The 25,594-nt window shown below is 52.2% G+C and carries 27 protein-coding genes; 16 read left to right on the top strand and 11 right to left on the bottom strand.

Annotated elements, in window-relative coordinates; translation table 11 throughout:
- The first annotated feature begins 8 nt into the window (after positions 1 to 8).
- Positions 9 to 497, top strand: coding sequence for an ethanolamine utilization microcompartment protein EutK (gene eutK / locus WC5_RS00930; protein WP_010350327.1), 489 nt, complete (start codon positions 9 to 11; stop codon positions 495 to 497).
- A 45-nt stretch (positions 498 to 542) separates the two neighbouring features.
- Complete coding sequence (eutR, locus tag WC5_RS00935; protein ID WP_000753695.1) at positions 543 to 1,595, top strand: HTH-type transcriptional regulator EutR; 1,053 nt, start codon at positions 543 to 545, stop codon at positions 1,593 to 1,595.
- A gap of 5 nt (positions 1,596 to 1,600) precedes the next feature.
- On the opposite strand, the gene hemF is transcribed toward eutR, so the two are convergent.
- Positions 1,601 to 2,500 (bottom strand): oxygen-dependent coproporphyrinogen oxidase, encoded by a 900-nt coding sequence (gene hemF, locus WC5_RS00940; protein ID WP_000801361.1) that lies wholly within the window; start codon positions 2,498 to 2,500, stop codon positions 1,601 to 1,603.
- A gap of 3 nt (positions 2,501 to 2,503) precedes the next feature.
- Complete coding sequence (gene amiA, locus WC5_RS00945; RefSeq protein ID WP_000102903.1) at positions 2,504 to 3,373, bottom strand: N-acetylmuramoyl-L-alanine amidase AmiA; 870 nt, start codon at positions 3,371 to 3,373, stop codon at positions 2,504 to 2,506.
- A 213-nt stretch (positions 3,374 to 3,586) separates the two neighbouring features.
- Between amiA and WC5_RS00950 the strand changes: the two genes are divergently transcribed.
- From WC5_RS00950 to yfeX, 4 genes are all read left to right on the top strand, one after another.
- Positions 3,587 to 4,012, top strand: a complete 426-nt coding sequence (locus tag WC5_RS00950) for a GNAT family acetyltransferase (RefSeq protein WP_000406000.1) — start codon at positions 3,587 to 3,589, stop codon at positions 4,010 to 4,012.
- The gene (locus WC5_RS00955) at positions 3,999 to 4,448 is read left to right on the top strand and encodes a DUF2919 domain-containing protein (RefSeq protein WP_010350334.1); all 450 of its coding nucleotides are present in this window, start codon (positions 3,999 to 4,001) and stop codon (positions 4,446 to 4,448) included. The genes WC5_RS00950 and WC5_RS00955 overlap by 14 nt, the downstream gene beginning before the upstream one ends.
- 206 nt (positions 4,449 to 4,654) lie before the next feature.
- Positions 4,655 to 5,230, top strand: a complete 576-nt coding sequence (locus WC5_RS00960; protein WP_000838931.1) for an RpoE-regulated lipoprotein — start codon at positions 4,655 to 4,657, stop codon at positions 5,228 to 5,230.
- 95 nt (positions 5,231 to 5,325) lie between these two features.
- Positions 5,326 to 6,225 (top strand): porphyrinogen peroxidase, encoded by a 900-nt coding sequence (gene yfeX / locus WC5_RS00965; protein WP_000084590.1) that lies wholly within the window; start codon positions 5,326 to 5,328, stop codon positions 6,223 to 6,225.
- 146 nt (positions 6,226 to 6,371) lie between these two features.
- On the opposite strand, the gene murP is transcribed toward yfeX, so the two are convergent.
- Positions 6,372 to 7,796 (bottom strand): PTS N-acetylmuramic acid transporter subunit IIBC, encoded by a 1,425-nt coding sequence (gene murP, locus WC5_RS00970; protein ID WP_001040440.1) that lies wholly within the window; start codon positions 7,794 to 7,796, stop codon positions 6,372 to 6,374.
- A gap of 3 nt (positions 7,797 to 7,799) precedes the next feature.
- On the bottom strand, positions 7,800 to 8,696 hold the full coding sequence (gene murQ, locus WC5_RS00975; RefSeq protein ID WP_001175656.1) for an N-acetylmuramic acid 6-phosphate etherase: 897 nt from the start codon (positions 8,694 to 8,696) through the stop codon (positions 7,800 to 7,802).
- Positions 8,697 to 8,925: 229 nt separating this feature from the next.
- Between murQ and ucpA the strand changes: the two genes are divergently transcribed.
- The 6 genes from ucpA to cysM all read left to right on the top strand — a co-directional run bounded on the left by ucpA (position 8,926) and on the right by cysM (position 14,731).
- Positions 8,926 to 9,717, top strand: coding sequence for an SDR family oxidoreductase UcpA (gene ucpA, locus WC5_RS00980; protein ID WP_000517454.1), 792 nt, complete (start codon positions 8,926 to 8,928; stop codon positions 9,715 to 9,717).
- A 157-nt stretch (positions 9,718 to 9,874) separates the two neighbouring features.
- Entirely contained in the window at positions 9,875 to 10,891 is a 1,017-nt protein-coding gene (cysP, locus tag WC5_RS00985) for a thiosulfate/sulfate ABC transporter substrate-binding protein CysP (protein WP_000290251.1), read from the top strand.
- Positions 10,891 to 11,724 (top strand): sulfate/thiosulfate ABC transporter permease CysT, encoded by an 834-nt coding sequence (gene cysT, locus WC5_RS00990; RefSeq protein WP_000458422.1) that lies wholly within the window; start codon positions 10,891 to 10,893, stop codon positions 11,722 to 11,724. The genes cysP and cysT overlap by 1 nt, the downstream gene beginning before the upstream one ends.
- The gene (cysW, locus tag WC5_RS00995; RefSeq protein ID WP_000852675.1) at positions 11,724 to 12,599 is read left to right on the top strand and encodes a sulfate/thiosulfate ABC transporter permease CysW; all 876 of its coding nucleotides are present in this window, start codon (positions 11,724 to 11,726) and stop codon (positions 12,597 to 12,599) included. The genes cysT and cysW overlap by 1 nt, the downstream gene beginning before the upstream one ends.
- Positions 12,589 to 13,686 (top strand): sulfate/thiosulfate ABC transporter ATP-binding protein CysA, encoded by a 1,098-nt coding sequence (gene cysA, locus WC5_RS01000; protein ID WP_000021086.1) that lies wholly within the window; start codon positions 12,589 to 12,591, stop codon positions 13,684 to 13,686. Before cysW ends, cysA begins: the two co-directional genes overlap by 11 nt.
- Positions 13,687 to 13,819: 133 nt before the next feature.
- On the top strand, positions 13,820 to 14,731 hold the full coding sequence (gene cysM / locus WC5_RS01005) for a cysteine synthase B (protein WP_010350340.1): 912 nt from the start codon (positions 13,820 to 13,822) through the stop codon (positions 14,729 to 14,731).
- Positions 14,732 to 14,733: 2 nt separating this feature from the next.
- Here cysM and WC5_RS01010 read toward each other — a convergent pair whose 3' ends face one another.
- Positions 14,734 to 15,102 (bottom strand): YfeK family protein, encoded by a 369-nt coding sequence (locus WC5_RS01010; RefSeq protein WP_000719936.1) that lies wholly within the window; start codon positions 15,100 to 15,102, stop codon positions 14,734 to 14,736.
- 104 nt (positions 15,103 to 15,206) lie between these two features.
- Here WC5_RS01010 and pdxK point away from each other — a divergent pair, with 104 nt between their 5' ends.
- Complete coding sequence (pdxK, locus tag WC5_RS01015; RefSeq protein ID WP_000096632.1) at positions 15,207 to 16,058, top strand: pyridoxine/pyridoxal/pyridoxamine kinase; 852 nt, start codon at positions 15,207 to 15,209, stop codon at positions 16,056 to 16,058.
- Positions 16,059 to 16,100: 42 nt separating this feature from the next.
- Here the strand turns inward: pdxK and crr are convergent, their stop codons facing one another.
- The 5 genes from crr to cysZ form a co-directional block, all read right to left on the bottom strand.
- Positions 16,101 to 16,610, bottom strand: a complete 510-nt coding sequence (gene crr / locus WC5_RS01020; protein ID WP_000522247.1) for a PTS glucose transporter subunit IIA — start codon at positions 16,608 to 16,610, stop codon at positions 16,101 to 16,103.
- Positions 16,611 to 16,650: 40 nt separating this feature from the next.
- Positions 16,651 to 18,378 (bottom strand): phosphoenolpyruvate-protein phosphotransferase PtsI, encoded by a 1,728-nt coding sequence (gene ptsI / locus WC5_RS01025; protein ID WP_000623129.1) that lies wholly within the window; start codon positions 18,376 to 18,378, stop codon positions 16,651 to 16,653.
- Between the two features lie 44 nt (positions 18,379 to 18,422).
- Entirely contained in the window at positions 18,423 to 18,680 is a 258-nt protein-coding gene (ptsH, locus tag WC5_RS01030; protein ID WP_000487600.1) for a phosphocarrier protein Hpr, read from the bottom strand.
- Positions 18,681 to 19,063: 383 nt separating this feature from the next.
- Positions 19,064 to 20,035, bottom strand: a complete 972-nt coding sequence (gene cysK / locus WC5_RS01035; RefSeq protein ID WP_000034402.1) for a cysteine synthase A — start codon at positions 20,033 to 20,035, stop codon at positions 19,064 to 19,066.
- Positions 20,036 to 20,218: 183 nt separating this feature from the next.
- A complete protein-coding gene (gene cysZ / locus WC5_RS01040) occupies positions 20,219 to 20,980 on the bottom strand; it encodes a sulfate transporter CysZ (RefSeq protein WP_000255355.1) in 762 nt (253 codons plus the stop codon).
- A gap of 229 nt (positions 20,981 to 21,209) precedes the next feature.
- On the opposite strand from cysZ, the gene zipA reads away from it, so the two are divergent.
- The 3 genes from zipA to WC5_RS01055 all read left to right on the top strand — a co-directional run bounded on the left by zipA (position 21,210) and on the right by WC5_RS01055 (position 24,508).
- A complete protein-coding gene (zipA, locus tag WC5_RS01045; RefSeq protein WP_010350345.1) occupies positions 21,210 to 22,202 on the top strand; it encodes a cell division protein ZipA in 993 nt (330 codons plus the stop codon).
- 70 nt (positions 22,203 to 22,272) lie between these two features.
- Positions 22,273 to 24,288, top strand: a complete 2,016-nt coding sequence (gene ligA / locus WC5_RS01050) for an NAD-dependent DNA ligase LigA (protein WP_000443722.1) — start codon at positions 22,273 to 22,275, stop codon at positions 24,286 to 24,288.
- A 1-nt stretch (position 24,289) separates the two neighbouring features.
- A complete protein-coding gene (locus tag WC5_RS01055) occupies positions 24,290 to 24,508 on the top strand; it encodes a DUF3820 family protein (protein ID WP_000410201.1) in 219 nt (72 codons plus the stop codon).
- Here the strand turns inward: WC5_RS01055 and WC5_RS01060 are convergent.
- The gene (locus WC5_RS01060) at positions 24,505 to 25,503 is read right to left on the bottom strand and encodes a bile acid:sodium symporter family protein (RefSeq protein WP_000765628.1); all 999 of its coding nucleotides are present in this window, start codon (positions 25,501 to 25,503) and stop codon (positions 24,505 to 24,507) included. The two genes, WC5_RS01055 and WC5_RS01060, sit on opposite strands and share 4 nt — an antisense overlap.
- Positions 25,504 to 25,594: the final 91 nt, after the last annotated feature.

Below are 25,594 nucleotides of genomic sequence, written 5' to 3'. Positions count from 1 at the left end.
GGTTGCCGATGATCAATGCACTGGGATTGCTGGAAGTGGACGGCATGGTCGCCGCGATAGATGCGGCAGATGCCATGCTGAAAGCGGCTAACGTGCGTCTGCTCAGTCACGAAGTGCTTGACCCTGGTCGCTTAACGCTGGTGGTGGAAGGTGATCTGGCGGCGTGTCGTGCGGCGCTGGACGCAGGTTGTGCCGCCGCGATGCGTACCGGGCGCGTCATCAGCCGTAAGGAAATCGGTCGGCCTGATGATGACACCCAGTGGCTGGTTACTGGCTTTAACCGCCAGCCGAAGCAACCTGACGCGTCCGCTATTGCCGAGGGATCTGCTGACGAGTTGTTGGCGCTGTTAACATCAGTACGTCAGGGAATGACGGCAGGAGAAGTGGCTGCCCACTTTGGCTGGCCGCTGGAAAAAGCCAGAAATGCGCTCGAACAGCTCTTTTCTGCCGGGACGTTGCGTAAACGCAGTAGTCGTTATCGTCTCAAGCCCCATTAACCTGTCGGAGGTGCCGGATGTCATACAACATCCGGCATTAACATCATGAAAAAGACCCGTACAGCCAATTTGCACCATCTTTATCATGAACCCTTACCCGAAAACCTGAAGCTCACGCCGAAGGTCGAAGTGGATAATGTTCATCAACGACAGACAACGGATGTCTATGAACATGCTTTAACGATTACCGCCTGGCAGCAGATTTACGATCAGCTCCATCCGGGCAAGTTTCATGGTGAATTTACGGAAATCCTGCTTGATGATATTCAGGTTTTCCGTGAATACACCGGTCTGGCGCTGCGTCAGTCGTGCCTGGTCTGGCCGAACTCTTTCTGGTTTGGCATTCCGGCGACGCGTGGCGAACAGGGATTTATCGGTTCGCAATGTCTGGGAAGCGCAGAAATTGCCACACGCCCTGGTGGCACCGAGTTTGAATTAAGTACGCCGGACGATTACACCATTCTTGGCGTGGTGCTTTCTGAAGATGTCATTACCCGGCAGGCTAACTTTTTGCATAATCCTGATCGGGTATTACATATGCTGCGTAGCCAGTCGGCGCTTGAAGTGAAAGAGCAGCATAAAGCCGCGCTGTGGGGCTTTGTCCAGCAGGCGCTGGCAACATTTTGCGAGAATCCCGAGAATTTGCATCAGCCTGCGGTACGTAAAGTGCTGGGTGACAATTTGCTGCTGGCGATGGGGGCGATGCTGGAAGAAGCGCAGCCAATGGTGACGGCGGAAAGCATTAGTCATCAGAGTTACCGCCGTTTGCTTTCCCGCGCCCGCGAATATGTGCTGGAAAACATGTCCGAACCGGTAACGGTGCTGGACTTGTGCAATCAACTGCATGTCAGTCGCCGTACGTTACAAAACGCGTTTCACGCTATTTTAGGCATTGGCCCGAACGCGTGGCTGAAACGCATTCGCCTGAACGCTGTGCGCCGCGAACTGATAAGCCCGTGGTCGCAAAGCACAACGGTAAAAGACGCCGCCATGCAGTGGGGATTCTGGCATCTGGGGCAATTTGCCACGGATTATCAGCAACTGTTTGCCGAGAAGCCATCACTGACGCTGCATCAGCGGATGCAGGAGTTGGGGTGAGGAAATCATACCCAATCCCTGACCTTAATAAACTCGCTCAACGCCGCTTCCGGGCTGCCTTCTTCCGGTTGATAATCGTACTCCCAGCGTACCAGCGGCGGCATTGACATCAGGATTGATTCGGTGCGCCCGCCGGTTTGCAAGCCAAACAGCGTACCGCGATCCCAGACCAGGTTGAATTCGACATAACGCCCGCGACGGTAGAGCTGGAAATTACGCTCGCGCTCGCCGTATTCCATCGCTTTACGTCGCTCAACAATAGGCAAGTATGCGTCGGTGTAGCCTTTGCCTACCGCCTGCATAAAGGCAAAACAGTGGTTGAAGTCTGGCGTGTTCAGATCATCAAAGAACAGCCCGCCAATGCCGCGCTGTTCGTTACGATGTTTGAGGTAGAAGTAATCGTCGCACCACTTTTTATAACGTGGATAAACGTCTTCACCAAATGGCAGGCACAGGTCGCGGGCGGTGCGGTGCCAGAGAATGGCGTCTTCTTCAAAGCCATAGAAGGGGGTTAAGTCGAAGCCACCGCCAAACCACCAGACAGGATCGGCGCCTGGTTTTTCGGCAATAAAAAAGCGCACATTCGCGTGGCTGGTGGGGACATACGGGTTATGCGGATGCACGACCAGCGAAACGCCCATCGCCTCAAAACTGCGCCCGGCAAGTTCCGGGCGATGAGCGGTGGCGGAAGCCGGCATCGCATCACCGTGGACGTGAGAAAAGTTAACGCCCGCCTGTTCGAAAACTCCACCATTACGCAACACCCGACTACGCCCGCCGCCACCAGCTTCGCGCTGCCAGCTATCTTCGACAAACTCTGCGCCATCGACGGCGGTCAGCTGCTGACAAATCGTATCCTGAAGGTTGAGCAGGAACTGTTTAACCTGGTGTGCGTCGGGCTTCATAACTTACCGCTTTTTCGAGTGTGCTTTCTGGTTGTCAAACCAGTGGAAATAACTGATCACGCCTTCGGCAATGGCAGAGGCAATTTTCTGACGAAACGCCGGCGTGCCTAACAGTCGCTCTTCTTCCGGGTTGGTGATAAACGAAGTTTCCACCAGCACTGAAGGAACCGACGGTGATTTCAACACCACAAACGCGGCTTGTTCGGTGTTGCGGCTGTGCAGTTTATGCACCGGCTTAATCTTTTTCAGAATATGCGAGCCGAGCGTCAGGCTGTTTTTAATGGTATCTGTTTGCACCAGATCAAACAGCACTTGTTGCAATAGATGATCCCTGTCAGTCGCTTTTTTCCCGGCAACTTCATCGGCGCGGTTTTCGCGTTCAGACAGGTATTTCGCCATTGCGCTACTTGCCCCACGGTTAGAGAGGGCAAATACCGAAGCACCGGCAGCTTTCGGGTTGGTAAAGCCGTCGGCGTGAATTGACATAAACAGATCCGCGCCATGTTTATGGGCGATTTCAACGCGATCGTACAGTGGGATAAACGTATCGCCAGAACGCGTTAAACGCGCATCAATGCCATGATTGCGCAAAATGGAACGGACGTTTTTAGCAATCGCCAGCACCACGTGTTTTTCTTTCGAACCGTTGCGACCGATCGCTCCGGTATCAATCCCGCCGTGGCCTGGATCGAGAACAACGACACGTTTGCCGCCAGCTTTTTTGGCTTTTGGCTTGCTATGTCCGTTACTGGTTTTTAAAGGTTCTTCTTTGGCGATGGCTTGCGACATTCCTGACAACGTCAGGGCAGCCAATCCGGCTTTCAGCACCTGGCGGCGCGAAGTGAGTGTTTTTAGTGGTTTAAAAGTGCTCATACGGCCTGAGTTGTAATAATAAAGTTCCAGATGTTATATCGTATCGCGTAATCCGTTACGACCGTTTGCTGTTGAGAATTGTTTTACTTTTCATTTCAATAGTTGACAACTCCCCATTATGCCACTTTTTCAACCGATTTTCGTCAGATATTGGCTAATTCAACCGTTCACGCCATAATCACCCTTTTAACCCGCAAAAAGGTAACGAATACCATGGAGATACGCGTATTTCGCCAGGAAGATTTCGAAGAGGTCATCACCCTTTGGGAGCGTTGCGACTTGCTGCGTCCGTGGAATGATCCGGAAATGGACATCGAGCGCAAGATGAACCATGACGTCAGTTTGTTTCTGGTCGCTGAGGTGAACGGTGAAGTGGTCGGAACGGTGATGGGGGGTTATGACGGGCATCGCGGATCTGCTTATTATCTTGGCGTGCATCCTGAGTTTCGCGGGCGTGGGATTGCCAATGCGCTGCTTAATCGGCTGGAGAAAAAGCTGATTGCTCGTGGTTGCCCGAAAATTCAGATCAACGTGCCGGAAGATAACGACATGGTGCTTGGGATGTATGAACGTCTGGGATATGAACACGCCGATGTGCTGAGTCTGGGTAAGCGTTTGATTGAAGATGAAGAGTACTGAGTTTCATCCTGTCCATTATGATGCGCACGGACGCCTGCGTTTACCTTTTCTCTTCTGGATTGTGCTTTTGCTACAGGCGCGAACCTGGGTGCTGTTTGTCATTGCCGGTGCATCGCGCGAGCAGGGGACTGCGCTGCTGAATCTGTTTTATCCCGATCACGATAATTTCTGGCTGGGGTTGATTCCCGGCATTCCGGCGGTGCTGGCGTTTTTGCTGAGCGGTCGGCGGGCTACGTTTCCTCGCACCTGGCGTGTACTCTATTTTCTGTTGCTGTTGGCGCAGGTGGTTTTACTTTGCTGGCAACCGTGGCTGTGGCTGAACGGTGAATCCGTTAGCGGTATCGGTCTGGCGCTGGTAGTGGCGGATATTGTGGCGTTAATCTGGCTTTTGACCAATCGACGCTTACGTGCCTGTTTTAATGAAGAAAAAGAATAGCGCAGAGGCGCGCTTTGTTTATGCCGGATGCGGCGTGAACGGCTTATTCAGCCTACAAATTTTCGCAAATTCGATACATTGCAGGAAAAAACAGGCCTGATAAGCGTAGCGCATCAGGCAATTCTGTGTTTGTCATCAGCTTCTAACGGCACTTTTTTGCAAATTTGCACTCCAAGCAACGTTATTGAATAACCAAAGGAAGTGACATGAAATCGCTGCGTTTATTGTTATGCGCTATGCCGTTGATGCTGACCGGCTGTTCCACCATGTCGTCAGTTAACTGGTCTGCCGCTAACCCGTGGAACTGGTTTGGGTCGTCCACCAAAGTGAGCGAGCAGGGGGTGGGTGAATTAACGGCGTCTACGCCGCTACAAGAACAAGCCATTGCCGATGCGCTTGATGGTGATTATCGCCTGCGCAGCGGAATGAAAACTGCGAACGGTAATGTTGTGCGCTTTTTCGAAGTAATGAAAGGCGACAACGTGGCGATGGTGATTAATGGCGATCAGGGCACAATCAGCCGCATTGATGTGCTTGATAGCGATATTCCTGCTGACACGGGTGTTAAAATCGGAACACCGTTTAGCGACCTTTACAGCAAAGCATTTGGCAATTGCCAAAAAGCCGACGGTGATGATAATCGTGCTGTGGAATGTAAAGCCGAAGGCAGCCAACATATTAGCTACCAGTTCAGCGGTGAGTGGAGTGGTCCTGAAGGGTTAATGCCTTCAGACGATACCCTGAAAAACTGGAAAGTCAGTAAAATTATCTGGCGGCGTTAATTTGCGTCTGAACAAACCGCCGCCGCAAAAAAACACGTAAGATAGCGCCCAACAATGCCACGGATTGCGTGGCATTCTTATTTTCAGGAGGAACAATGTCTCAGGTTCAGAGTGGCATTTTGCCAGAACATTGCCGCGCAGCGATTTGGATTGAAGCCAACGTTAAAGGGGAAGTTGATGCCCTGCGTGCGGCCAGTAAAACCTTTGCCGATAAACTGGCAACCTTTGAAGCAAAATTCCCGGATGCGCATCTCGGCGCGGTGGTTGCCTTTGGCAACAACACCTGGCGTGCTCTGAGCGGCGGCGTGGGTGCCGAAGAGCTGAAAGATTTTCCGGGTTACGGTAAAGGTCTTGCGCCAACGACCCAGTTTGATGTGTTGATCCACATTCTTTCTCTGCGTCATGACGTAAACTTCTCTGTCGCCCAGGCGGCGATGGAAGCCTTTGGTGACTGCATTGAAGTGAAAGAGGAGATCCACGGCTTCCGTTGGGTTGAGGAACGTGACCTGAGCGGCTTTGTTGACGGTACAGAAAACCCGGCGGGTGAAGAGACGCGTCGCGAAGTGGCGGTTATCAAAGACGGCGTGGATGCAGGCGGTAGTTACGTGTTTGTACAGCGTTGGGAACATAACCTGAAGCAGCTTAACCGTATGAGCGTTCATGATCAGGAGATGATGATCGGTCGTACTAAAGAAGCCAACGAAGAGATTGACGGCGACGAACGCCCGGAAACCTCGCACCTGACCCGCGTTGATCTGAAAGAAGACGGCAAAGGGCTGAAGATTGTTCGCCAGAGCTTGCCATACGGCACCGCCAGCGGTACGCACGGTCTGTACTTCTGCGCTTACTGCGCACGTCTGCACAACATTGAGCAGCAGCTGCTGAGCATGTTTGGCGATACCGATGGCAAACGTGACGCAATGTTACGTTTCACCAAACCGGTCACTGGCGGCTATTACTTCGCGCCGTCGCTGGACAAACTGATGGCGCTGTAAGTTTTACTCACGCACCTGTAGCGTCTTGCCGGAGCGGCGTAAATGCTTTATCCGGCTTGTATGATCGTTCAAATTCAATAAATTGCAGTTAACCTGCAGGCCCGATAAGCGTAGCGTATCGGGCTGTTTTGTTTCTAAGTTACGGCTTAGTCCAGATTGACGTTACGGCAGCCAAAGAGCGTGGTGAAAATGAACCCGCTAATCCATGCCACCAGGATCCCGCCAGCGTAAACCGCCATTGCCGGAAGGATACCTTGTGCCGAAGTCATCAGCGGCAACGCCACCAGGCCAGACGGCCCAAAGGCGCTGTTTAAACCCATCGGCAGACCCCACCATGCGACCAACCCGATAAACAATCCACCCGCCGCGCCGCCTAAACAAGCGGTAACAAACGGTTTCATGCGGGGCAGGGTTACACCGTAAATCAACGGTTCACCCACGCCCAGCAAACCAGGAATAATCGCCCCGCGCACCTGGCTGCGTAAGGCACTGTGCGGCTGCGCGCGCCAGTAAAGCGCCAGTGCCGCACCCACCTGACCCGCGCCTGCCATTGAAAGGATCGGGAATAGACTGTTGAAACCCTGGCTGTCCATTAAGGCAAGATAAACGGGAATAAAGCCCTGATGCACGCCAAACACCACGGCAATCAGGAACAGCCCGGCAAGTACAGCACAACCAAGTGGATTACTGTTCAGATGCATAAACAGCCAGGACATGCCTTCGAATAACCAGCCTCCCAGCGGCATAATCACCAGATATGCCAGCGTGGCGGTGATCAGCAGAGTGATTAACGAGGTTAGCAGCATGTCGAGATCGTCCGGCATAAATTGACGCACCATACCTTCAATGCGGGCGCAGACCCAGGCGGCAATCAGTACGCCGATAATATTGCCGCGCGGATCGATAGGCAGGCCGAAGAAATCGTGAAAACCAGCGTAGTAACCGGTGGTGGCTGCTGGGTTATAACCGAGCAGAAAGAGTGCGGCGATAATTGCGCCATTTACACCCGTGCCGCCGAAGGCCTGAGCGGCGTTATAGCCCACCAGAATCACCAGGAAGGTGAATAAGCCTTTGCTGAATACCTTCATAAAATTCAGTGCGTCGGGCAGCGTTCCCTGGGCATCTGCCGGAACGTGCATCACCGTAGCAATTAACGTCGCAATCCCCAGCAATAGACCGGCGGCAATAAATCCAGGAATTAGCGGCGTAAAGATAGTGGCGAATTTGGCGAGAAATTGCTGCACGCCAGAGGTTTGTCTGGCTTTTAACTGACGTTTGTTCTGGGCGGCGATTTCTGCGGCATCCTGCACAGGTGTTTCACCCAACAACTCGCTCATTGCTTTTGCGGCACGATGCGCTTTGCCCGACCCAAATACCACCTGTACTTGATCGCTGGTCAAAATGACACCCTTCACCCCTTCCAGCGTTTTGATATCAGGATCAACCAGTGAACTGTCATGCACACCGAGACGCAGACGCGTCATACAGTGACCACAACTGGCGATATTTCCCGCGCCGCCGACGCGGGTAAGAATGGTGTTCAGAAGCTCACTGCTGATCTCTTTAGCCATAGGTTATTCCTTTTCCAGAGCCTTACGAATAAAACCCCCATGCTGCGCCAGGCGTTTTTTCGCTTCTGCGGCATCGAGATTTTTCAAGACCATTACAATCGCTGTTTTGCAGTGGCGATCGCAGGCAATTAGCGCCGCTTCCGCCTGTTCCGCGCTACATCCGGTCGCGTTTTTGACAATATTGACCTGGCGCACGTGTAGTTTTTCGTTGGTGGCGACCACATCGACCATCAGGTTGCCGAACACTTTTCCTGACTTAATCATCAGCCCGGTGGAGAGCATGTTGAGCACCAGTTTCTGCGCCGTACCTGCTTTCATCCGCGAAGAACCGGTAACCACTTCAGCCCCGACGACTGGCGTAATAGCAAACTCTGCGGTTGTTGAAACAGCACTACCGGGATTACAGGAAATACCGACCGTGCGGCAGCCTAACTGGCGAGCGTATTCCAGCCCGGCAATCACATACGGCGTGCGACCACTGGCAGCAATACCGACAACCACATCCTGCGCCGTTAAAGCAATATTTTTCAGATCGTTGACGCCGCCTTCCCGGCTGTCTTCCGCGCCTTCCACCGCGTGCTGAATGGCATATTCGCCGCCAGCAATCAAACCAACCACCAGACCCGGTTTCACGCCGTAGGTTGGGGGGCACTCGCTGGCATCCAGAATCCCCAGCCGACCGGAAGTCCCGGCACCGAGATAAATCAGACGACCACCACCGCTCACCTGGGCGTGGATGACATCAATCGCCGCTGCGATATCCGGCAGTACTCGCTCAACGGCCAATGGAACGGTTTTATCTTCATCATTGATAATTCGGCACATTTCCAGCGTCGATACGCGGTCGATTTCAGCCGAGGCACTGTTCGAACCTTCAGTAATCATGTTTTCAAGTTGCATATACAATCACCTTAAATATTTGCCTTCGAATAATTTCATATGGAGTGAATCATATCTCCCTGCCTGATTATGTACAGCAGGGAATGCATACAATGACAGAGTTGTGGTTATGGGAGATTTTACTTAAGATTTTCCTGAATTTAGATCCACTCCTCAGCATTGATCTGTTATTCAGGTATGGTAGGGACAATAGAGCGTAATGCTCTGTATTCAAAAGGAGAAACTTGAAATGGGTAAACTCACGGGCAAGACAGCACTGATTACGGGCGCATCGCAAGGCATTGGTGAAGGAATTGCCAGAACCTTTGCGCGTCATGGCGCAAACCTAATCTTGCTGGATATCTCCCCTGAGATTGAAAAGCTGGCGGATGAGCTGTGTGGTCGTGGTCATCGCTGTACGGCGGTAATTGCTGATGTACGCGACCCGGCGTCAGTTACGGCAGCGATCAAGCGCGCGAAGGAAAAAGAAGGGCGCATTGATATTCTGGTGAATAACGCAGGTGTTTGCCGTCTGGGTAGTTTTCTTGAAATGAGCGATGACGATCGCGATTTCCATATTGATATCAATATTAAAGGCGTGTGGAACGTCACGAAAGCGGTGCTGCCGGAAATGATTGCCCGCAAAGATGGTCGCATTGTGATGATGTCTTCGGTCACCGGCGATATGGTGGCCGATCCGGGCGAAACGGCGTATGCCTTAACGAAAGCGGCGATTGTGGGGCTGACCAAATCGCTGGCAGTGGAGTACGCGCAGTCGGGGATTCGCGTTAACGCAATCTGCCCTGGATACGTTCGCACGCCAATGGCGGAAAGTATTGCCCGCCAGTCAAATCCGCAAGATCCGGAATCGGTACTGACTGAAATGGCGAAAGCAATCCCGCTGCGTCGCCTCGCCGATCCGCTGGAAGTCGGTGAGCTGGCGGCCTTCCTCGCGTCGGATGAATCCAGCTATTTAACCGGTACACAGAATGTGATCGATGGTGGCAGCACACTGCCGGAGACGGTCAGCGTCGGCATCTGATTCACCTCTGTTTCCTCCCTGCATGTGTGGGGAGGATTTCGTCTTATTCCCTTTTCAACTTCCAAATCACCAAACGGTATATAAAACCGTTACTCCTTTCATGCCCGTTATAAATATGATGGCTATTAGAAAGTCATTAAATATATAAGGGTGCGCAATGGCCGTTAACTTACTGAAAAAGAACTCTCTCGCGCTGGTCGCTTCTCTGCTGCTGGCTGGTCACGTGCAGGCAACGGAACTGCTGAACAGTTCTTATGACGTCTCCCGCGAGCTGTTTGCCGCCCTGAATACCCCGTTTGAACAGCAGTGGGCAAAAGATAACGCTGGCGACAAACTGACGATTAAACAATCTCATGCCGGGTCATCAAAACAGGCGCTGGCAATTTTGCAGGGCTTGAAAGCAGACGTTGTCACTTATAACCAGGTGACTGACGTGCAGATCCTGCACGATAAAGGCAAGCTGATTCCGGCCGACTGGCAGTCGCGTTTGCCGAATAACAGTTCGCCGTTCTACTCCACGATGGGATTCCTGGTGCGTAAGGGCAACCCGAAGAATATCCACGACTGGAACGATTTGGTTCGCTCCGACGTGAAGCTAATTTTCCCGAATCCGAAAACCTCCGGTAACGCGCGTTACACCTACCTTGCAGCATGGGGCGCGGCGGATAAAGCCGACGGTGGCGATAAAGCCAAAACCGAACAGTTTATGACTCAGTTCCTGAAAAACGTTGAAGTGTTCGATACCGGCGGTCGTGGCGCGACCACCACCTTTGCCGAGCGCGGTCTGGGCGATGTGCTGATCAGCTTCGAATCGGAAGTGAACAACATCCGTAAGCAGTATGAAGCGCAGGGCTTTGAAGTGGTGATTCCGAAAACCAACATTCTGGCGGAATTCCCGGTGGCGTGGGTGGATAAAAACGTGCAGTCCAACGGCACGGAAAAAGCAGCAAAAGCCTATCTGAACTGGCTCTACAGCCCGCAGGCGCAAACCATCATCACCGACTACTACTATCGCGTAAATAACCCGGAAGTCATGGACAAACTGAAAGATAAATTCCCGCAGACTGAACTGTTCCGCGTGGAAGACAAGTTTGGCTCCTGGCCGGAAGTGATGAAAACTCACTTCACCAGCGGCGGCGAGTTAGACAAGCTGTTAGCGGCGGGGCGTAACTGATGTTTGCCGTCTCCTCCAGACGCGTGCTGCCGGGCTTTACCTTAAGCCTCGGCACCAGTCTGCTGTTTGTCTGCCTGATTTTGCTGCTGCCGCTCTCCGCGCTGGTGATGCAGCTTTCTGAGATGAGCTGGGCGCAGTACTGGGAGGTGGTCACCAACCCGCAGGTGGTCGCGGCCTACAAAGTAACGCTGCTGTCGGCGTTTGTGGCGTCGATTTTTAACGGTGTTTTCGGTCTGCTGATGGCGTGGATCTTAACCCGCTACCGCTTTCCGGGGCGCACTCTGCTTGATGCACTGATGGATTTACCCTTTGCGCTACCGACGGCGGTCGCGGGTTTAACGCTGGCCTCGCTCTTTTCCGTGAACGGCTTTTACGGCGAGTGGCTGGCAAAATTTGATATCAAAGTCACCTACACCTGGCTTGGGATTGCGGTGGCGATGGCCTTTACCAGCATTCCGTTCGTGGTGCGTACCGTGCAGCCGGTGCTGGAAGAGTTAGGCCCGGAATATGAAGAAGCGGCGGAAACGCTCGGTGCAACGCGCTGGCAGAGTTTCTGCAAAGTGGTGCTGCCGGAGCTTTCTCCGGCGCTGGTGGCGGGCGTGGCGCTGTCGTTTACCCGCAGCCTTGGTGAGTTTGGCGCGGTAATTTTTATCGCCGGGAACATCGCCTGGAAGACGGAAGTGACGTCGCTGATGATTTTTGTTCGCTTACAGGAGTTTGATTACCCGGCGGCGAGCGCGATCGCTTCGGTGATCCTCGCGGCATCACTGCTGCTGCTGTTCTCAATTAACACTCTGCAAAGTCGCTTTGGTCGGCGTGTGGTAGGTCATTAATGGCGGAAGTGACACAGTTGAAGCGTTATGACGCGCGCCCGATTAACTGGGGCAAATGGTTTCTGATTGGCATCGGGATGCTGGTTTCGGCGTTCATCCTGCTGGTGCCGATGATTTACATCTTCGTGCAGGCATTCAGCAAAGGGTTGATGCCGGTTTTACAGAATCTGGCCGACCCGGACATGCTGCACGCCATCTGGCTGACGGTGATGATTGCGCTGATTGCCGTACCGGTAAATCTGGTGTTCGGCATTCTGCTGGCCTGGTTGGTGACACGTTTTGATTTTCCTGGGCGTCAGTTGCTGCTGACGCTGCTGGATATCCCGTTTGCCGTGTCGCCGGTGGTTGCTGGTCTGGTTTATCTGCTGTTCTACGGTTCCAACGGCCCGCTGGGCGGTTGGCTCGACGAGCATAACCTGCAAATTATGTTCTCCTGGCCGGGAATGGTACTGGTGACGATTTTCGTCACCTGCCCGTTTGTGGTACGCGAATTGGTGCCGGTGATGTTAAGCCAGGGCAGTCAGGAGGACGAAGCGGCGATTTTGCTTGGTGCATCCGGCTGGCAGATGTTCCGGCGCGTCACGCTGCCGAATATTCGCTGGGCGCTGCTCTACGGCGTGGTGCTGACCAACGCCCGCGCAATTGGTGAGTTTGGCGCGGTGTCGGTCGTTTCTGGCTCGATTCGCGGCGAAACCCTGTCGCTGCCGTTACAGATTGAATTGCTGGAGCAGGACTATAACGCAGTTGGCTCCTTTACCGCTGCGGCGTTATTGACGCTGATGGCGATTATCACCCTGTTTTTGAAGAGTATGTTGCAATGGCGCCTGGAGAATCAGGAAAAACGCGCGCAACAGGAGGAACACCATGAGCATTGAGATTGCCAGGATTAAGAAGTCTTTTGGTCGCACCCAGGTGCTGAACGATATCTCACTGGATATTCCTTCAGGTCAGATGGTCGCGCTGCTGGGGCCGTCCGGTTCCGGGAAAACCACGCTGCTGCGTATTATTGCCGGGCTGGAACATCAAACCAGCGGGCATATTCGCTTCCACGGCACCGACGTCAGCCGCTTGCACGCGCGCGATCGTAAAGTCGGTTTTGTGTTCCAGCATTACGCGCTGTTCCGCCATATGACCGTGTTCGACAACATCGCTTTCGGCCTGACGGTGCTGCCGCGTCGTGAGCGCCCGAATGCAGCAGCCATCAAAGCAAAAGTCACGCAGTTGCTGGAGATGGTTCAGCTTGCGCATCTGGCGGATCGTTATCCGGCGCAGCTTTCCGGCGGTCAGAAGCAGCGTGTGGCACTGGCGCGCGCACTTGCCGTTGAACCGCAAATTCTGCTGCTCGATGAACCGTTTGGCGCGTTGGATGCGCAGGTACGTAAAGAGCTACGTCGCTGGCTGCGTCAACTGCATGAAGAATTGAAATTCACCAGCGTATTCGTCACCCACGACCAGGAAGAGGCGATGGAAGTCGCCAACCGCGTGGTGGTGATGAGCCAGGGCAATATCGAACAGGCCGATGAGCCGGATCAGGTATGGCGCGAACCGGCGACCCGTTTTGTGCTCGAATTTATGGGCGAAGTGAACCGCCTGCAGGGAACCATTCGCGGCGGGCAGTTCCACGTTGGCGCACATCGCTGGCCGCTGGGATATACGCCTGCGTATCAGGGGCCGGTGGATCTCTTCCTGCGCCCGTGGGAAGTGGATATCAGCCGCCGTACCAGCCTCGATTCGCCGCTGCCGGTTCAGGTACTGGAAGCCAGCCCGAAAGGCCACTACACCCAATTAGTGGTGCAGCCGCTGGGATGGTATGACGACCCGCTAACTGTGGTTATGCGTGGTGACGATGCTCCGCAGCGCGGCGATCGTTTGTTCGTCGGGCTGCAACATGCGCGGCTGTATAACGGCGACGAGCGTATTGAAACCCGCGATGAGGAACTTGCCCTCGCACAAAGCGCCTGATAGGTTGAGTGAATGTTAAACGCCCGGAGGCGCTTCCCGCGATCCGGGCTTTTTAATGGCAAGGTTTGTAACCTGTAGGCCTGATAAGACACGCAAGCGTCGCATCAGGCAACACCACGTATGGACAGAGATCGTGAGTACATTAGAACAAACAATTGGCAATACGCCTCTGGTGAAATTACAGCGAATGGGGCCGAATAACGGCAGTGAAGTCTGGTTAAAGCTGGAAGGTAATAATCCGGCAGGTTCGGTGAAAGATCGCGCGGCACTATCGATGATTGTCGAGGCGGAAAAACGCGGAGAAATTAAACCGGGCGATGTGTTAATTGAAGCCACCAGCGGTAACACCGGCATTGCGCTGGCAATGATCGCCGCGCTAAAAGGCTATCGCATGAAATTGCTGATGCCTGACAATATGAGCCAGGAACGCCGAGCGGCGATGCGTGCCTACGGTGCGGAGCTGATTCTTGTCACCAAAGAACAGGGCATGGAAGGTGCGCGCGATCTGGCGCTGGAAATGGCGAACCGGGGCGAAGGCAAGTTGCTTGATCAGTTCAACAACCCCGATAACCCCTACGCCCATTACACCACCACCGGGCCGGAAATCTGGCAGCAGACCGGTGGGCACATTACCCATTTTGTTTCCAGCATGGGGACAACCGGCACCATTACCGGTGTGTCACGCTTTATGCGCGAACAATCCAAACCGGTGACTATTGTTGGCCTGCAGCCAGAAGAGGGCAGCAGCATTCCGGGGATTCGCCGCTGGCCAGCGGAATATCTGCCGGGGATTTTCAACGCCTCGCTGGTGGATGAGGTGCTGGATATTCATCAGCGCGATGCGGAAAACACCATGCGCGAACTGGCGGTGCGGGAAGGTATTTTCTGCGGTGTTAGCTCCGGCGGTGCCGTTGCAGGCGCGCTACGCGTGGCAAAAGCCAACCCTGGCGCGGTGGTGGTAGCGATCATCTGCGATCGCGGCGATCGCTACCTTTCCACTGGCGTATTTGGCGAAGAGCACTTTAGCCAGGGGGCGGGGATTTGAGTTTATTGCGCAGGTACTGTTTTATCCGTCTGGGCAATTAACGTATGTAAAAAAGGTTGCGCGTTTTCATCGCTCTTACCAGGGATCTTCACAATGTAAGGCTTTCCGGTAATCGATGATGACGAGGCAACCTTATCAATAAATTGCTCGGCAGTATCAATACGATTACGGGTATTGCCCAGCTTCAGACGCAGATGGGAAACCGCTTCATCGCAGGTGTGTTCATCGCCGTTGCGCACAAATATCAAATCCTTTTTCTGTGCTAATCCCTCGAGCATGGCGTTGATGCGGGCTTCTTCATGGGCTGTTAACTTTGCGTAAGCGGGGAGTGCCATTAACAGCGTAATGACCAGACAAATGATTTTCTTCATTGAATTACCTTATCCTTGTTTTGTGTTAGCCGATTTGACTGCCAGAATCAGGTAAAGTTTCGGTTGGAATACGATGGGGATCATCGGCAAGGAGAAAAAACTAAATGAGTAGTTTGTTGTTGTTTAACGATAAGAGCAGGGCGCTGCAGGCGGATATCGTCGCCGTGCAGTCGCAGGTGGTGTATGGCAGCGTAGGCAACAGCATCGCCGTGCCTGCGATTAAACAGAACGGCCTGAATGTCTTTGCCGTGCCGACAGTTTTGCTGAGCAATACGCCGCATTATGATACGTTCTACGGTGGTGCGATTCCGGACGAGTGGTTTAGCGGCTATTTGCGTGCGCTTCAGGAGCGTGATGCGCTGCGCCAACTTCGCGCTGTTACCACGGGCTATATGGGGACAGCATCGCAAATCAAAATCCTTGCCGAATGGCTGACAGCCTTACGCGAAGAGCATCCTGACTTGCTGATTATGGTTGATCCGGTGATTGGCGATATTGATAGCGGTATTTACGTCAAAGCTGATCTTCCCGATGCGTATCGGCAATATTTACTGCCGCTGGCGCAGGGGATTACGCCAAATATCTTTGAGCTGGAAATCCTGACCGGTAAAAATTGTCGTGACCTCGACAGCGCCATTGCTGCCGCAAAAAGTCTGCTTTCAGAGACATTAAAATGGGTGGTTGTTACCAGCGCCTCCGGTAATGAAGAACATCAGGAGATGCAGGTGGTGGTGGTCAGTGCCGATAGCGTGAATGTCATTTCCCATTCACGGGTAAAAACCGACCTGAAAGGTACTGGCGATCTGTTTTGTGCCCAGCTTATCAGTGGATTACTGAAAGGGAAGGCGTTAACCGACGCGGTACACAGCGCGGGCTTACGTGTGCTGGAGGTAATGCGTTATACCCAGCAGCATGAGAGCGATGAATTGATTTTGCCGCCGCTGTTAGAAGCATAAAAAAATGGCGCCGATGGGCGCCATTTTTCATTGCGGCAAGAATTACTTCTTGATGCGGATAACCGGGGTTTCACCCACAGTTACGCTACCGGACAGTTTGATCAGTTCTTTGATTTCGTCCATGTTGGAGATAACAACCGGAGTCAGGGTAGACTTGGCTTTCTCTTCCAGCAGCGGCAGATCGAATTCAATAACCGTATCGCCAACTTTCACGCGCTGACCTTCTTCAGCAATACGCTTGAAGCCTTCGCCTTTCAGTTCAACGGTGTCGATACCGAAGTGGACGAACAGCTCAACGCCGCTATCGGATTCGATAGAGAACGCGTGGTTGGTTTCAAAGATTTTACCAATGGTGCCGTCAACCGGAGCGACCATTTTGTTACCAGTCGGTTTGATAGCAATGCCATCACCAACGATTTTTTCCGCAAAAACGACATCCGGCACGTCTTCGATATTGACGATCTCGCCAGAGAGCGGAGCAATGATCTCAATAGTTCCGGTATCCTTTTTGTCATCGGAAACCAGAGATTTCAGTTTATCGAACAAACCCATGATCTTCTCCTAAGCAGTAAATTGGGCCGCATCTCGTGGATTAGCAGATTGTTTTTTCTTCAATGAACTTGTTAACCAGCGTCATTAACTCGTCCGTTGTCGGTTGAGCAAGAGCCTGCTCTGCTAACACCTTCGCATCTTCGAAGTTCGTGTTACGGATAATCTTCTTAATGCGCGGGATAGAAATGGCGCTCATAGAGAATTCGTCCAGACCCATCCCCAGCAACAGAAGTGTAGCACGTTCATCGCCAGCAAGCTCACCACACATGCCAGTCCATTTGCCTTCAGCATGAGAAGCATCAATAACTTGCTTGATCAAGTTCAGCACGGACGGTGACATTGGCTGGTAAAGGTGTGAAATCATATCATTACCACGGTCAACTGCCAGAGTGTACTGCGTTAAATCATTGGTGCCGATACTAAAGAAATCAACTTCTTTGGCTAAATGACGCGCAATTGTTGCGGCAGCCGGTGTTTCCACCATCACGCCAATTTCAATTGATTCGTCAAACGCTTTACCTTCGTCGCGCAGTTCCTGTTTGTAGATTTCGATCTCTTTGCGCAGAGCGCGTACTTCTTCGACAGAGATGATCATCGGGAACATGATGCGCAATTTACCGAAAGCAGAGGCACGCAGGATAGCGCGGAGCTGATCGCGCAGGATCTCTTTGCGATCCATCGCGATACGGATAGCACGCCAGCCGAGGAACGGGTTCTCTTCTTTCGGGAAGTTCATGTACGGCAGCTCTTTGTCGCCGCCAATGTCCATGGTACGAACGATAACAGCCTGCGAACCACACGCTTCAGCCACTGCTTTATAGGCAGCAAACTGTTCTTCTTCTGTTGGCAGCGCGTCGCGGTCCATGAACAAGAATTCGGTACGATACAGACCAACGCCTTCAGCGCCGTTACGTTCTGCACCTTCAACATCACGAACAGTACCGATGTTAGCGCACACTTCTACCTGGTGACCGTCCAGCGTAATAGCCGGGAGATCTTTCAGTTTAGCAAGCTCTGCTTTTTCAGAAGCAACTTGCTCCTGAACAGCGCGCAATTTATCGATAACTTCGTTGGTTGGATTGACGTAAACCTGATTATTTACGGCATCCAGAATCAGATAGTCGTCATTTTTCACCTGCGAAGTGACGCTACCAGTACCCACGATGGCCGGCAACTCCAGAGAGCGCGCCATAATAGAAGTGTGGGAAGTACGGCCACCTGCGTCGGTGATGAAACCCAGTACCTTCTTCAGGTTCAACTGTGCGGTTTCGGACGGTGTCAGGTCAGCGGCAACCAGAATGACTTCATCCTGAATGGCGCTCAGATCGATAATCTTCAGACCCAGGATATTGCGCAGCAGGCGCTTACCGATATCACGCACGTCAGCCGCACGCTCTTTCAGGTATTCATCATCCAGTTCTTCCAGGGCAGAAGCCTGACCTTCAATAACTTCATGAGCAGCTGCGTCAGCCGTCATGTGCTTATCTTTAATCAGGGCTATGATTTCCTGCTCCAGCTCCTCATCTTCGAGCAGCATAATATGCCCTTCAAAGATGGCTTCTTTTTCTTCACCGAACGTTTCACCAGCTTTCGTTTTGATCGTTTCCAGCTGGGCTGATGCCTTGGCACGACCGCTCAGAAAACGTTCAACTTCCTGATCAACCTGGTCGGCAGAAATTTTTTTCCGGTCAATGACGATTTCGTCTTCTTTCAGAAGCAGAGCTTTACCGAAAGCGATACCCGGGGATGCTAAAATGCCTGAAATCATAACCCTACCTTACTTGTGACTGATTTTTAAAAGAACCCGGAAAATTACTCGAGTTCCGCCATCAGTTTAACCAGATGTTCAACCGCTTTCTGCTCGTCTTCGCCTTCAGCGGAGATAGTCACAACGGTCCCTTGAGTCAGGCCCAGAGTCTGCAGTTTAAACAGGCTTTTTGCGCTGGCGCTTTTGCCGTTGGAAGTCACAGTAATTTCAGAAGTGAAGCCCTTAGCTTCTTTTACAAACTGGGCAGCAGGGCGGGTGTGCAGACCGTTCGGAGCGGTAATGGTAACTTCTTGCTGGAACATTGTATTTCCCCAACTTATAGGTTTAGTGTTGTGGAACTAAAGTCTAGCCTGGCGGTTTGACTTTAGCCTGTATTGTTAGCGCCAGTTTTTAACAGACGCGACGCACGAAGTGTTCTGTACAGTCCATTGCTGGCGGATATTGACCGCTGACGTTTCGTTCATCATTAAACATTATGCCGCTAAAGGAAGAATTGAACCAAATCATAAAATCGATTCAGCTAAGGCTTTTCCTGTAACGATTAATTTCGCGCATCAAAATAATTAGTCAGGTTAAATACCAGTTCCGACAGGCTGAATCAATGCCAGGAGAGGCTAAAATTTGAAGTAGGCCACAAAAAAGCACCTGAAAAGGTGCTTTTTTACGCATTTTTAACAACCTGGCATTACTGTTGCAATTCTTTTTCGGTAAAGAGATCGGCAAATAATGCGGTGCTTAAATAACGCTCACCCGATGATGGCAGAATAACCACAATATTCTTATTGGTAAAGCTTTCATCTTCTTGTAGTTTCAACGCCGCAGCAACCGCCGCGCCGGAAGAGATTCCGGCAAGAATGCCTTCTTCTTCCATTAAACGACGTGCAGTAGAGATAGCTTCTTCATTGGTGATGCCAATAACTTTATCGACCAGTTTGAGATCAAGGTTCGCCGGGATAAAGCCAGCGCCGATGCCCTGGATTTTATGCGGGCCGGGTTTGATTTCTTCACCTGCCAGCGCCTGGGCGATGACGGGAGAATCGGTTGGCTCAACGGCGACAGAGATGAGATCAGTCTTGCCTTTGGTGCCTTTAATGTAGCGGCTAACGCCGGTCAGCGTACCGCCAGTACCGACACCCGCAATAAATACATCAACCTGACCGTCGGTATCTTCCCAGATCTCCGGACCGGTGGTTTTTTCATGAATTTCCGGATTCGCCGGGTTGCTGAATTGTTGCAGCAGCAGGTATTTCTCTGGGTTACTGGCGACAATTTCTTCTGCTTTTTGAATCGCGCCTTTCATGCCTTTCGCGCCTTCAGTCAGTACCAGGTTTGCGCCCAGGGCTTTCAGCAGTTTGCGACGTTCAATACTCATTGTCTCTGGCATGGTCAGAGTGAGTTTATAACCGCGAGCGGCTGCCACATAAGCCAGAGCAATACCAGTGTTGCCGCTGGTGGGTTCAACCAGTTCAACGCCGGGTTTCAGCACGCCGCGTTTTTCGGCATCCCAAATCATATTGGCACCGATACGGCACTTAACGCTGAAGCTGGGGTTACGAGATTCCACCTTCGCCAGAATACGTCCGTTACCGATGCGATTCAGGCGAACCAGCGGTGTGTGACCGATAGTCAGCGAGTTATCTTCAAAAATCTTACTCATGGCCTGTCCTTAACTGTATGAAATTGGGATACAACAGGTAGCATACCCGCTCAGAGAATATGCGGAAGTAAGGATTTAGCATATCTATATACAGAAGGGAAATAATGGCTTGCAAGATGGAATAAGGGTGGCATAAGCCACCCCTGTTTCATACAAAAAGTTTACAAAACAACCGGAAGATTGTTACCGCCATAATGCATGTTTAGCGCGATAGCAATCGACCCACATCGCTGTCGCGCCACAGACGGCCACCGGCATGATGAACAGGTTGAGCACCGGGATCATCGTGAACAGACTCGTTAATGCGCCAAACTGCATATTGGTGATTTTGCGCGTGCGCAGGGCAGTGCGCATCTCTTTGAACGGCACTTTGTGGTTGTCGAACGGATAGTCGCAATACTGAATGGCTAACATCCAGGCGCTGAACAGGAACCACAACACTGGCGCGACGGTTTGCCCGATGCCCGGGATGAAGTAGAGGATCAGCAATACGATGGCGCGTGGCAAATACCACGCAAATTTTTGCCATTCGCGTTTCATAATTCGCGGCACATCTTTCATGATGCCAAAAATTCCGGTATCCGGCGGCGTAGCGCCTGTCAGCCTTGCTTCCAGCTGTTCAGCCAATAAACCGTTAAATGGCGCGGCAATCCAGTTCGCAATAGTTGAGAAAAAATAGCCAAAAATCAGTAGCACGGAGAGAACCGCGACAGGCCACAGCAAATAGCTTAACCATTGCAGCCAGTCAGGCACGTGGCTCATTAATGATGGGATCCAGACATCCAGTTGGGTAAAGAGCCACCAGAATGCACTTCCCATCAACAAAATATTGACTAACAGAGGTAAAATGACAAAACGCCGAATCCCGGGTTGCGAGACGAGCTTCCAGCCTTGCGCAAAATAGTAAAAACCGCTGCGTGGGGAAGATGTGTATGTTGAAACCATAATCAGGAGATGCTCCTTTTGACCAATCCCAGGAAAATTCTGCGTATTTTACCGACTAATTGCGCAATGGACAGTTAGGATATGTTCGAAAAAACAGCAAAAAGCACGATTTCATCTATCTTTGTGCTGTGAAAGTTAAGAGTGCACTTGCACTCGAGGTAATCGGCAAATACTCTTAGTGAGTAAATGTTTGCCGTGGTGGCAAGGTGTTAGAACAACAGAGAATATAATGATGCAGGATTTGCGTCTGATATTAATCATTGTTGGCGCGATCGCCATAATCGCTTTACTGGTACATGGTTTCTGGACCAGCCGTAAAGAACGATCTTCTATGTTCCGCGATCGGCCATTAAAACGAATGAAGTCAAAACGTGACGACGATTCTTATGACGAGGATGTCGAAGATGATGAGGGCGTTGGTGAGGTTCGTGTTCACCGCGTAAATCATGCCCCGGCTAACGCCCAGGAGCATGAGGCTGCTCGTCCGTCGCCGCAACACCAGTACCAACCGCCTTATGCGTCTGCGCAGCCGCGTCAACCGGTTCAGCAGCCGCCTGAAGCGCAGGTATCGCCGCAACATGCTCCGCATTCAGCGCAGCCGGTTCAGCAACCGCAGCCAGTTCAGCAGCCGGCCTACCAGCCGCAGCCTGAACAGCCAGTTGTTTCGCAAGTACCGCCAGCTCCACAACCGACGCAGCCAGTGCCCCAACCAGCGCAGCAGGCTTTCCAGGTTGCAGAACCCGTAGCGGCACCGCAGCCTGAACCTGTAAATGAACCGGCGCCTGTCATGGATAAGCCGAAACGCAAAGAAGCGGTGATCATTATGAACGTTGCGGCGCATCACGGTAGCGAGCTTAATGGTGAACTGCTTCTTAACAGCATTCAGCAGGCGGGCTTCATCTTTGGCGATATGAATATTTACCATCGTCATCTTAGCCCGGACGGCAGTGGCCCTGCGTTATTCAGCCTGGCGAATATGGTGAAACCGGGAACATTCGATCCTGAAATGAAGGATTTCACCACTCCTGGCGTCACTATCTTTATGCAGGTTCCGTCTTATGGTGATGAACTGCAAAACTTCAAGCTGATGCTGCAATCTGCGCAGCATATCGCTGATGAAGTCGGTGGCGTGGTTCTTGACGATCAGCGCCGTATGATGACTCCGCAGAAACTGCGCGAGTATCAGGACATCATCCGCGAAGTGAAAGACGCTAACGCCTGATACACTTAAGGCAAATTAACTCTTCTTCGAACCCCCGCTTGTCGGGGGTTTTTAGCATTGATGGTGCGATATGGAATCAATCGAAAGACAACTCACAGAACTGCGAACGACGCTTCGCCATCATGAATATCTTTATCATGTGATGGATGCGCCGGAAATTCCCGACGCTGAATACGACAGGCTGATGCGTGAGCTGCGCGAGCTGGAAGCAAAACATCCGGAACTCATTACCCCGGATTCACCAACCCAGCGCGTAGGCGCAGCACCGCTGGCAGCCTTCAGCCAGATTCGTCATGAAGTTCCGATGCTGTCGTTGGACAACGTTTTTGATGAAGAGAGTTTTCTCGCCTTCAACAAACGCGTACTGGATCGTCTGAAAAGTAACGAAAAAGTCACCTGGTGCTGTGAGCTGAAGCTGGATGGTCTTGCCGTCAGCATTCTGTATGAGAATGGCGTTCTGGTCAGTGCGGCGACCCGTGGCGATGGCACCACCGGAGAAGACATTACGTCTAACGTCCGTACTATCCGCGCTATTCCGTTGAAATTGCATGGTGAGAATATCCCGGCGCGTCTGGAAGTACGTGGTGAAGTATTCCTGCCGCAAGCGGGATTCGAAAAGATCAACGAAGAGGCGCGACGCACGGGCGGGAAAGTATTTGCTAACCCACGTAATGCGGCGGCAGGTTCGCTGCGTCAGCTTGATCCACGTATCACGGCGAAGCGACCGCTCACTTTCTTCTGCTACGGCGTTGGTGTACTGGAAGGCGGCGAGCTGCCTGACACCCATCTTGGCCGTTTAATGCAATTTAAAAAGTGGGGATTACCGGTCAGCGATCGTGTCACGTTATGTGAATCGGCAGAAGAGGTGCTGGCGTTTTATCACAAAGTTGAAGAAGACCGCCCGACGTTGGGCTTTGATATCGACGGCGTGGTGATTAAAGTCAACTCACTGGCGCAGCAGGAACAGCTTGGGTTTGTTTCACGAGCCCCGCGCTGGGCAGTGGCGTTTAAATTCCCGGCGCAGGAACAGATGACTTTCGTGCGCGACGTTGAGTTTCAGGTTGGACGTACCGGCGCTATTACGCCCGTTGCGCGTCTGGAACCTGTACATGTTGCAGGCGTGCTGGTGAGCAATGCTACCTTACACAATGCCGATGAAATCGAACGTCTTGGTTTACGTATTGGCGATAAGGTGGTGATTCGCCGCGCTGGCGATGTGATCCCGCAGGTGGTTAACGTAGTGCTTTCTGAACGCCCGGAAGATACCCGTGAGGTTGTATTTCCGACGCATTGTCCGGTATGTGGTTCTGATGTTGAACGTGTGGAAGGAGAAGCAGTCGCCCGCTGTACTGGTGGCCTGATTTGCGGCGCTCAGCGTAAAGAGTCGCTGAAACACTTTGTTTCCCGCCGCGCGATGGACGTTGACGGTATGGGTGACAAAATCATCGACCAGCTTGTCGAAAAAGAGTACGTCCACACACCTGCTGATCTGTTCAAACTCACCGCAGGCAAACTGACCGGACTGGAGAGAATGGGGCCGAAATCAGCGCAAAACGTGGTTAACGCGCTGGAAAACGCGAAAGAAACCACCTTTTCCCGCTTCCTTTATGCGCTTGGCATCCGCGAAGTCGGCGAGGCCACCGCAGCAGGTCTGGCGGCATATTTCGGCACGCTGGAAGCACTGGAAGCAGCCTCGATTGAAGAGCTGCAAAAAGTTCCCGATGTCGGAATTGTCGTTGCATCCCATGTTCATAACTTCTTTGCCGAAGACAGTAACCGCAATGTCATCAGCGAGCTGTTAGCGGAAGGCGTTCGCTGGCCTGCGCCGGTCGTCATCAACGCTGAAGAGATCGACAGTCCGTTTGCCGGTAAAACCGTGGTGCTCACCGGTAGCTTAAGTCAGATGTCGCGTGATGACGCTAAAGCTCGCCTGGTCGAACTGGGCGCGAAAGTTGCGGGCAGCGTGTCGAAGAAAACCGATCTGGTGATCGCCGGAGAAGCCGCAGGTTCTAAACTGGCGAAAGCGCAGGAATTGGGCATTGAAGTGATCGACGAAGCTGAAATGCTACGTTTGCTGGGTAACTGAGATGGAAAAAGAGCAGCTGATTGAAATAGCCAATACGATAATGCCGTTTGGCAAGTATAAAGGGCGTCGCTTAATCGACCTGCCGGAAGAGTATCTTTTGTGGTTTGCCCGCAAGGATGAGTTCCCGGCGGGAAAACTCGGTGAGCTAATGCAAATCACGCTGCTGATTAAAACCGAGGGGCTGACGCAACTGGTTCAGCCCCTGAAACGACCGCTTTAAATCTTCCCAGCGTGGCTTTCCTGCTGCGCCTGTAGTTGCTCGGTCTGGCGCTTATAACGACGCGCCAGCACCGCGCAAACCATCAGCTGGATCTGATGGAAAATCATCAGTGGTAGCACCATCATACCGATAACTGACGTTGGGAACAGAATGTTCGCCATCGGAATACCATTCGCCAGGCTCTTTTTCGAACCACAGAAGACAATCGTTATCTCATCCGCTTTATTGAAACCTAGTCGGCGTGCCATAAAGACGTTAATCACAATCACGATAGCCAACAGCACGCAGCTGACCACCACGATAAACAGCAACGATCCCCAGCCGACTTTGTGCCAGATGCCGTTAACGACGGCTTCGCTGAACGCCGTATAGACCACCAACAGAATGGAGGTCTGGTCAGTTTTCGCAATCCACTTTTTATTGCGCGCCACCCAGTTGCCAATCCACGGGCGAGAAAGATGCCCCAACACAAAAGGTAGTAACAGCTGCAGCATAATCTTACCGACCTGCTCAAGGCTGCCCTCTGCACCGTGAACATTCATCACCAGACCAACCAGCAATGGCGAAAGGAAAATACCCAGCAGGCTGGATGCTGATGCAGAACAAACGGCCGCCGCGACGTTACCGCCCGCCATCGAAGTAAAAGCGATTGCAGACTGCACGGTGGCAGGGAGAATGCAAAGATAGAGAAAGCCGGAATAGAGCATGGGATCGACGTTTACTGGTTTCCACCAGGCAAACAACACGCCCAGAACCGGAAACAGCACGAAGGTACTGCACATCACCCACAAATGCAGTCGCCAGTGACTACCGCCTGCAATAATGGCCTCTCGCGACAACTTCGCGCCGTGCATAAAGAACAACAGGGCAATGGCTGCCGTGGTCAGATTTTCAAAGAAGGGGACAAAACCGCCTCTGGCCGGAAAGAAAGAAGCCAGTAACACCACCGTGACCAGGGTTAAGGTGAAAGGATCGAGGATACGAAAAAGTTTCATAAAGACTCCAGATGATCGATGGTGCTATTGTGCTTCTTTCAGTTTGAGAAATAAAATTGATTTATTGCATTCATTCATGAAGAAAATAGAT

Origin of the sequence: Escherichia sp. KTE114 (genome assembly GCF_000407765.1) — a bacterium.
Lineage (GTDB): Bacteria > Pseudomonadota > Gammaproteobacteria > Enterobacterales > Enterobacteriaceae > Escherichia > Escherichia ruysiae.
This window is presented reverse-complemented; position numbering and strand designations above follow the sequence as displayed.